The organism is uncultured Eudoraea sp. (genome assembly GCF_947258525.1).
Lineage (GTDB): Bacteria > Bacteroidota > Bacteroidia > Flavobacteriales > Flavobacteriaceae > Eudoraea.
Genome location: NZ_CAMYIP010000115.1, coordinates 1 through 9,227 on the forward strand (window position 1 = coordinate 1; position 9,227 = coordinate 9,227).

9 protein-coding genes are annotated in these 9,227 nt (G+C 38.3%); 4 read left to right on the top strand and 5 right to left on the bottom strand.

Features of this window, described 5'->3' with window-relative positions:
- Positions 1 to 772 (bottom strand): aldose epimerase family protein (locus Q0X89_RS08560; RefSeq protein WP_297693140.1); only part of this gene is annotated, 772 nt, incomplete at its 3' end.
- Between the two features lie 109 nt (positions 773 to 881).
- Between Q0X89_RS08560 and Q0X89_RS08565 the strand changes: the two genes are divergently transcribed.
- Genes Q0X89_RS08565 through Q0X89_RS08575 form a run of 3 tightly spaced genes read left to right on the top strand, consistent with a single transcriptional unit; the run spans position 882 to position 3,415 of the window.
- A complete protein-coding gene (locus tag Q0X89_RS08565; RefSeq protein ID WP_297693142.1) occupies positions 882 to 1,424 on the top strand; it encodes an RNA polymerase sigma factor in 543 nt (180 codons plus the stop codon).
- Positions 1,408 to 1,995: a hypothetical protein gene (locus Q0X89_RS08570; protein ID WP_297693143.1), complete on the top strand. Its 588-nt coding sequence runs from the start codon at positions 1,408 to 1,410 to the stop codon at positions 1,993 to 1,995. Before Q0X89_RS08565 ends, Q0X89_RS08570 begins: the two co-directional genes overlap by 17 nt.
- Positions 1,964 to 3,415 carry a hypothetical protein gene (locus Q0X89_RS08575; protein WP_297693144.1) on the top strand — a complete coding sequence of 484 codons (1,452 nt, stop codon included), beginning with the start codon at positions 1,964 to 1,966 and terminating at the stop codon, positions 3,413 to 3,415. The genes Q0X89_RS08570 and Q0X89_RS08575 overlap by 32 nt, the downstream gene beginning before the upstream one ends.
- 45 nt (positions 3,416 to 3,460) lie before the next feature.
- Here the strand turns inward: Q0X89_RS08575 and Q0X89_RS08580 are convergent, their stop codons facing one another.
- The 4 genes from Q0X89_RS08580 to msrA form a co-directional block, all read right to left on the bottom strand.
- A complete protein-coding gene (locus tag Q0X89_RS08580; protein ID WP_297693146.1) occupies positions 3,461 to 4,651 on the bottom strand; it encodes a Gfo/Idh/MocA family oxidoreductase in 1,191 nt (396 codons plus the stop codon).
- Positions 4,652 to 4,662: 11 nt separating this feature from the next.
- Complete coding sequence (locus Q0X89_RS08585; RefSeq protein WP_297693148.1) at positions 4,663 to 5,991, bottom strand: Gfo/Idh/MocA family oxidoreductase; 1,329 nt, start codon at positions 5,989 to 5,991, stop codon at positions 4,663 to 4,665.
- A gap of 3 nt (positions 5,992 to 5,994) precedes the next feature.
- On the bottom strand, positions 5,995 to 7,383 hold the full coding sequence (locus Q0X89_RS08590) for a DUF1080 domain-containing protein (RefSeq protein ID WP_297693150.1): 1,389 nt from the start codon (positions 7,381 to 7,383) through the stop codon (positions 5,995 to 5,997).
- Between the two features lie 115 nt (positions 7,384 to 7,498).
- Positions 7,499 to 8,176: a peptide-methionine (S)-S-oxide reductase MsrA gene (gene msrA, locus Q0X89_RS08595; protein WP_297693152.1), complete on the bottom strand. Its 678-nt coding sequence runs from the start codon at positions 8,174 to 8,176 to the stop codon at positions 7,499 to 7,501.
- Between the two features lie 117 nt (positions 8,177 to 8,293).
- On the opposite strand from msrA, the gene Q0X89_RS08600 reads away from it, so the two are divergent.
- The gene (locus Q0X89_RS08600; protein WP_297693154.1) at positions 8,294 to 8,992 is read left to right on the top strand and encodes a peptidoglycan DD-metalloendopeptidase family protein; all 699 of its coding nucleotides are present in this window, start codon (positions 8,294 to 8,296) and stop codon (positions 8,990 to 8,992) included.
- Positions 8,993 to 9,227 lie beyond the last annotated feature (235 nt).

Genomic DNA, 9,227 nt, shown 5'->3' on the forward strand with positions numbered 1-9,227 from the left:
GGGGTGTATAGACAACTACCGCTGGTTGATTGCTCTCAACTTTCATTCGTATTTCCGAAACAGACGAATATAATTCAGCCACTTTTTTTGCATCATGTGACACCACAAAGGGCGTATCTAATCGCACCTTGGCAATCTTTTTTTTGATTTGGAAGTCGTAATCCGTATCCAAAACGCTAACTAAATTACCTGTAGGCAGTAAATTTGCATGGGTCTCCAATATTTCAGGACAGTCCAATTGCAACTCATAGTGATCGATGGAATTGGTATTATCAAGGCGAAAGTATGAATGGTTGGTCATATTTAATACAGTAGACTTGTCCGTCACTGCTTCATGAATTATATGCAGTGAATTATCAATGAGTTTATAAGTCACCCTTGCATTGAGGTTTCCCGGATAGCCTTCCTCCATATGCGGGCTTTTATAACTCAGTCTAACCATGGGTTGTTCATCGTGCACAACTTTGTCCAACGTCCAATATTTTTTGCCGAACCCATTCTTTCCTCCATGTATATGCACCCCGTCTTTAGAGTATAAATTATATGTAGTGTCATTAATTCTAAAGCCCCCATTTGATATCCTCCCGGCAAATCTGCCAACACAGGCACCCAGAGCTATTTGATCTTCGAGATAGTCTACAGGATTCTCAAAACCAACGACCAGATTCAGCTCTTTTCCGTTTTTGTCTCTAAACAGGATTTTTTGAACAATAGCTCCATAATCAAGGACACTCAGGGATATAAAATTGTTTTTAATTGTAACTTGTTGCAAGGTGGACTTTTTAAAAATTTCTTAAAAATACTTGTTTTTTGCAACATGCTGTTTTTTCATTCGTCCTTAAGATAACAACAACTTATACCAAAAATTGGAAACGGACCAAATGTTTCAGATAGATCTGGTAGAGCGTTGCAAAGCCAATGATCGAAAAGCACAATTACGACTTTACAGGCAATACTGTGAGGGAATGTATTATGTAGCAAAGCGATTTGTGAATGATCCGGATGACGCGGAAGATGTTGTGCAGGAAGCCTTTATTAAGGCTTTTCAAAAGATAGATCAATTTAAAGGTGAAGTAACATTTGGCGCATGGCTAAAGCGAATTGTAATCAACAAGAGTATCGATTTTCTTAAAACTAAAAAGGAACGTTTCCAGGAACTTAATGAGAATAGTATACATATTGTGGAAGATAATGACTGGTCTGTAGACAATGGAATATCAATTGAGGAGGTGAAAGAGGCGATAAATCAACTAGCAGAGAAATACCGACTTGTTGTACAGCTTTACCTAATGGAGGGATATGATCATAAAGAGATCTCGCAAATATTGAAATTAACGGAAACCACATGCAGAACCCGATTGCTGAGAGGTAAAGGATATTTAAAGGAATTACTAAAAGAAAGACGTTATGGCACAGGATCTTAGAGAATTATTCAAAGAGGAAAAGGGGAAAAAGCAGCCGATGAAAAAAGGTCATGAAGAACGGTTTTTAAATCGATTAGATAAGGAGTTGCCTGTTCAAAGAAAGTCAACCTTCTATTTTATAAGAATCGCGGCTTCAATTTTAGTGCTTTTCAGCCTTGGAATATATGCATATATAAATTTTAGCGATGAGGCGCTCCAACCTTCGGCTATAGTTGATAAAGGAACAGAGATTAAGGGGTCTCAGGAGTATTCTTTAGGGGATCTTTCACCCGATTTAAAGAAAATAGAAAACTACTATGTGGCCAATATTAATTTGGAATTATCGCGTTTGGAGGTATCCAATGAAAACAAGGGCCTGGTAGATGACTTTATGTCCCGTTTGTCTGAGCTGGATAAGGAATACCAAAGACTCAATGTTGAATTAAATGAAATTGGCCCCAATGATCAGACCATAAATGCCCTTATAAAAAACCTACAATTAAGATTACAACTATTACAGAAGTTAAAATTAAAATTAGATCAATTAAAATCATCAGAAAATGAACAAGTTACATCACAACAAAGTGTTTAAAAGTTTAGTTCTAAGCTGTTGCCTTTTTACAATGGCCAGCTATGGACAAATGAAATCGAAAACGTACAAAGAAACTTTTACAGTAGGGGATGAGGCTGTTGTAGATATCAACACTAGTCATGCCGATATTGAATTTGAAACCTGGAATAAAAATCAGGTAATTATTGAAGCTACAATTGAACTTGAGGGTGCCACCCCTGAGGAGGCAGAAGCATATTTTAATAAGGACGGAATAAAAATACTAGGCAATAGCCAGGAAATCACAATTAAAACAAGTGGTGAGCATTCATGGAGTTATTGGGACGACAGCTCCAACAGGCATATTGTTGTTGACATTCCGGAAATGCCAAATATGGAGCCCCTGTTTTTGGATATTGAAATCCCGGATATTCCAGAAATTATTAAGGATATGCCTCCAATGCCGCCTATACCTCCGATTGTAGTCGAGAAATTTGATTATGAAGCTTACGAGAAAGAGGGTGAAAAGTATATTGAAAAATGGGCCGAAGAGTTTGAAAAGGGATTTGATGAAGAGTATCAAAAGGAAATGGAAGCTTGGGGTAAGGAGATGGAGGCCAGGGTAAAAGAGCGTGAAGCTGCCAGGGAAGAAATGATGAAGGAAAGAGAGGAAATGAGCAAAGAAAGGGATGAAATGAGAAAAGAAACGGAGGAATTGAGGCGCGAGGCCCATGAAGCAAGAAGTGAAGCAATGGAAGAGCATCGCCAAGTTCACAAGAATATTATTATATCAAAGCATAAAAAGGATGGTCCCAATGTATTTTATCGGTCTGCAGATGGGGAAAGAAGAAATTATAAAGTAAAAAAGACCATAAAAATTAAAATGCCTAAATCTACGAAGCTCAAAATGAATGTGCGCCACGGGGAGGTTAAATTGGCAGAAAATACAAGAAATATGAATGCAACCTTGTCTTATTCAAGGTTGCTTGCCACTACAATAGATGGTAAAAACACCAAAATTGTAGCTTCCTATTCTCCGGTATCGGTTCAGCGATGGAATTATGGGAATTTAAACCTGAATTTCTCAGAGGAAGTAGCATTAAAGGATGTAAATATCTTAGAACTAAATGCTACTTCTTCTGATGTTACTATAGACAGGTTATTAAAAAGTGCTCAGATTAATAATGATCTGGGTGCTTTAGTGATCAACTCAATTGCTGATGATTTTGAGGATTTAGATTTAATTGTGCAGAATGGAGAGTTAGTTTGCCAATTGCCAAGTACACCATTTAATATTTCAATAGACGGAACTTCCTCTTCCTATTCCGGACCATCAGATTTAAAATTGGTATCCCAAAAAAAGGGAAACAGTTTTGTGCATAACGGGTACTTTATGCAAAAAGATTCAGGTAAGTCAATAGTAATAGATTCCAGATACAGCGAAATCGAACTCAAAAAATAGCCTACACCTTTAACTACCGGTTGATGAATTTGAACAGCTACTCGCTTATAAATTCAGTTCTTTATTCCATTCAACTATTTTATTCTCATGCATAGCATCTAAACCCATCTGAACACAGGCAGCGGCCTTAGCTCCGGTACTAATGTTTGATGTTGGAACTGTATTATTTAATATATTGGTCTTGAAGTCAATTAAGGCCTGGGCACTGGGGTCTGCATGTTCTATATCTATTGGAATTCCTTTGCCTTCGTCCCATTTAACTGTAGCCCCGGAAACTCCGTCGACATCCTGAATTTCTTTTTTGTAATTCCCTTCCGGAAAGAACCATGCATTAACATAATCAAGGATAAGAGTTCCTTTGTCTCCCATCACTTTTATTTGATAATCATCTTTTGAATTGCTGGTTAAACATGTAAAAGAAGCTTTTACTCCATTTGGATAACTATAGATAAGATGTACATTATCAAATGTTTCCCGGCCGTCTTTCCAGTAGTCAATTCCACCAACACCCAATACTTGTTCGGGAGTTGCGTTTAATACCCAATTCGTAAAATCAATCTGGTGAGAACATAATTCGGCAACTAAACCACCAGAATATTCACGATACATGCGCCAGTTTATGGCTCTTTCCAAGGAAGGGTCAGTTACAGGCCTTCTCCAGTTTCCATTTCGGTTCCATTGACATTCAATAGCGGTAACTTTACCAACTTTTCCATTCTGGATAAGATCTACGACATGGGTATATAAACGCGAACTATGGTATTGATGTCCGGTCTGGAAGATCTTATCTGAACTATTTACCTTGTTTCTTAATTGGATTATACCATCAAAGCCTTTGGCTAAAGTTTTTTCACAAAAAACGTGCTTATCTGCATCAATAGCTTCCATTGCTATTTGCGAATGTGTATTAAAAGGAGTTGCAATTATAACAGCGTCTATATCTTTTTGTTCCAAAAGCTTGCGGTAATCCGAATATCCTTTTGCTTTTCCGGATGTATTTGCAATGCCTTTCTGAAGTCTGAATGGCAATATATCACTGCAGGATATCACGTTTAACTCAGGAATATTATTCATTACGTTTATAAGTCCGCCTCCGCGATCTCCGGTACCAATTACTCCAATATTTATTATATCTGTACCTTTTCCGGGAGATACCATCCCGGATGCCATAAAACTTGCAGTACCAATAGAGGCAGTTGCCAGACCGCTTTTGATCACAAATTCTCTACGCTTCATATATATCTTACTTATAATTTTGGTTCCCAGCCTTTTTCATAATCCCTTTTCCAGGAAGCCATTGCTTTCTTATTATTTAGGATTTTACCTGTAGTAGTGTCAATATTTAGTGTTTCTCCGACATCCTGAGCCATATTACCCAGGTGACAAAGCATCGTAGTTATACTGGCATCTGATATTGGTGAGTTTTGAGTCTCATCTAACCTAATGGCATTAAAGAAATTTGCAATATGCATACCATCCAAATCGCCCGCACCCATAGTGTCTATTGTTGCACTTCCTCCTGTTTCAAATTCAAATTTGATGGGTCTGCCATCTAAGTCATATAATTTATAACTATCTCTACTAAGTTCTATGGTACCCTTACTACCATAAATGGTGGCACCTCTTCCGGGTTGCTCCGGTTTCATAACACCGCGGCTATGACCATTCCACGTGATGAATTTATTTTCACTGAATGTGTATGTCACCTGTTGGTTATCCGGAAATTGCCAATCGTCATCGTAGGCGTATTTGCCTCCAAAAGAAGTAACGGTTTCAGGGAGATCAACACCCAAGGCCCATCGGCAAATATCTATTTCATGTGTACCGTTGTTATGAATTTCGCCGGTTCCCCAGTTTCGGAACCAATGCCAATTGTATGGGTGAATATTATCTTTATATGCTTTTCGCGGAGCTGGTCCCTGCCAGAGATCCCAGTCTAAGGTAGGTGGTACCGCAATATCAACGCCATTTCCTATAGATGAACGGCTATTAGAGTAGTAGGCTTCTCCTTTATATACATTTCCAATAATACCGTTTCTAATATCCTTTATTGCAGAAATAGAAGTTCTGGCGGAACGTTGTTGATTACCCATTTGTACTTTCTTACCGTATTTTTTTTGGGCTGCAACCAACAATTCATTCTCATGAGGATTATGACTGCAGGGTTTTTCAACATAGACATGTTTTCCTGCCTGTAAGGCCATTATAGCCATAGGGGCATGCCAATGTTCGGGAGTTGCTATGAATACGGCATCTACGTCTTTGTCTTCCAGCATTTTTCTGAAATCCTTTTCCACTTTAGGAACATAGCCAATTTTTTCCTGACACCAGATATTATGAGCCTCGATAATGGTATCATCTACATCGCAATTGTAAATGATCTTTACATTCGGACTTTTTGAAATTCCCATTGTGAGAGCTTTAGCACGACTTCTTACGCCAATAACGGCTACTTGCAATTGATCATTTGCTCCTAATACACCAGCCTTCACACTTCCTGGGAGCACAAGACTACCTAAGGTAATGGCTGCACTGCCAGCGGTGGTTTTTTTAATAAAATCTCGTCTTGTAGTCATGGTTTATTCGCTTTGGATTGGTCTTATTTTAATATTTTTGAATGCAACACGATCACCGTGGTCCTGCAGCAATATGTGGCCTTCATCTGCTTCACCAAAATTGGGCCATACTTTATATTTACTTTCAGCAACCAATTTCCTATAAGTATCACTTTTTCGTTCGTATTCCAGGACTTTCATGCCATTTAGCCAATGTTCCACATGGTTGTCTTTAGACAGGATACGCGCATGGTTCCATTCCCCAACAGGATTCACAGGTTTATCCGGATCTACTTTAATGAGATCATATAAGGATGCCAGGGTTCGGCTCCCTTCATGATTGCCCAACTTGGCGTCCGGATGATTTTCATCATCCAGAATTTGGTATTCCAGACCAATAGATGATCCCGGGCCTTTATTAATATCCGTATCAACAAAATATTTAATTCCGCTATTGGCGCCTTTTGTAAGTTTAAAATCTAGCTGAAGCTCAAAATTACCATAAAGGTCCTTAGTCACAATATCTCCACCCGCTGCAGATTCTTCACCGCCTGATGATAATACTATAAGCTCACCATTCTCCATGATCCATCCTTTATCAGGGAAATCATCGAGACGAGCACCCCGCCAACCTTCAGTAGTAGATCCATCCCATAGGAGTTTCCAGCCATTTTTTTCTTCGTCTATCGTGAGTTGGTTTTTGGTAATAATTGGTGTAAGCGGACTTTTCCTTGAGTATTTGCCAAGACTGTCCGTAAGGATATTAATATTTTTCCATTGAATTTCAGTTCCTGCCTTTTTCTCTTTTCCAATGCTGTGCACTTGCAGTCCTATAAAGCCGCTACTCGTTTTCTCGTCTATCAAATATGAGGCGGGGACATCATTAATCCAGGTTTTAAGCGTATCCCCAATGGCTTCAATCCTATAGTGATTCCAGTCATTTTGTTTGAATGCTTGTTGCGCCTTTGGATTATTTTCCAGAGTATTAAGCCAGCCCCTTCTGGCTTCGTCATAGATTCCGGCACTCCACGCCCTTTCTGAAGGATCTATTTCTACCTGGTAACCATGGACACGCCCATTGCGGTAATGTGGAAAGCTATTGCTTCGGATTTGAATCCCGGAATTCATGGAGGAATCTACCTTGTAATCTAATTCCAGAATAAAATCGCCATACATTTTGTCCGTAGTTAAAAAAGTGTTTGGGGTGTTATGTACAGTAATACCTACAATTATTTCATCTCTCACTTCATATTGCGCTTCTCCGCCCTTAATTGTCCAGCCATTAAGCGTTTCTCCATCAAACAAAGAGATCCAGGGTGTATTGTCTTTTTTGGAATCTGAGCATCCCAGTGAGGTAAGCAATAGAAATAGTATTGTTATTTTGTAAAAATGGGTGTTTTTTAATTTTTCCATTAGGTGTTGGATTTGTGTTTAGGTTGTTTAAATATAGGTGGTAACATTTACAAATAAAAAAAAGCAACTCAAAAAAGTCGCTTTTAATCAGAATCTTAAAATCCTGGTAAATTGCTTAGTGTGCCTCTTCTTTAAGATAATCAGGAAAATTCTTTTTAAATTGATTTAACCTGGGAATTGAAACATTTCGGACATAGGAATTATTTGGGTTTTTTCTTTCGTAATCCTGATGGTAGTCCTCTGCATCGTAAAATTTGGTAAATGCAGTAACTTCAGTAACAATGGGATCCTGGTACCTGCCACTTTCCTCGAGGGCTGCCATATAGGTTTCTATGATCTTTTTCTCTTCGGGATTCTTATAGAAGGCAATAGAGCGATATTGCGTACCTCTGTCCGGGCCCTGTTGATTGAGGCTCGTTGGGTCATGGGATCCAAAAAATACCTGTACAAGCTCAAAGTAGGATATTTCTTTGGGGTTGTAATAAACTTCAACTGCTTCCGCATGGGAAGTCTTCCCATAACCTACCTGTTCGTAAGTCGGATTTTCTTCAGTTCCACCAGAATAACCGGAGATCACTTCCTTCACTCCTTTTACACTCTCGAATATGGCTTCAACACACCAGAAGCATCCACTGGCAAAATATGCGGTTTCGTAATCTTGAAGATCTTGTTTGGAATATTTTTCAACCAATACTACTTCTTTGGCTGGCTCTGTTTTATTTTTAATTTTAGATTCGCAACTTGTGGTAAACATAGCTATGGCAAGTAATATGCCTAATTTCAGATATTTCATTTTTCGAATTTTTTTCAAAAATCAATAAATCTTTATTCAAATGAGGTTAAAGACCTGTTAATTAATGATTTAATGTACTATATAACTAAAGTTTCTAAACCTATAATGTGAATTACTATGAATTTGTTTGAGAATGTACTTCTAAACCACACTGAAGGGCCACGAACTGTTATGGACAGAAAAATTCCTATTGGTAAATATATTCCAATTGATTTATCAGTATTCAATAAAGATCTGGAAAACCTTGATATAAGCAATCCATCTGTTTGTCAGGAATATATTGACAAGATAGTGAACTATGACCCACATGCTGTAGCATACGGAGGATATTTAGAAAGGCGGAACCTTTATATTAAGAGTCCGGGATTTGTTGGAAAAGGGGAAGAGGCGCGTAATATTCACCTGGGTATAGATTTTTGGGCTAAAGCCGGCACGAATGTTATTGCCCCTTTGGGAGGTGCAGTAGACAGTTTTAAGAATAATGCAATATCCGGCGATTATGGCCCCACTATTATTTTGAGACATAAATTGAACGGAATACAATTCTACACCTTATACGGTCATTTATCAATAGATTCAATCCATGGAATCCATAAAAACAAGGAATTCAAGACCGGAGAAGTACTTGCGACCCTTGGGGATACTAAAATTAATGTAAACTATGCTCCCCATCTTCATTTCCAGATTATAAGAGATATAGACGGATTTATGGGAGATTATCCCGGGGTTTGTAGTCAAAAAGACCTGGCCAGATATCAAAAAAATTGCCCGGACCCCAATTTATTGCTTAAAATCACACCCCCTTTTATCGGTTAAATACACAAAATATCGCTTAGGTGTTTTAGGGGTTTGATCCGTTCATCGACACTTTTTTGCACTTCATCCATGTTTTTGTCAGATACCGAAAAATAAGGGTTTTTCGACGAATTACAACCGGGATGAGATGCATCTGGGGCGTTTTATATATATAAAACGCCCCAAGTGATGAAAACGATTGTAACTTTAATTTTTGTTCTTTTTATCGGAGTAGCTGCTCAAGCTCAGGATTCTA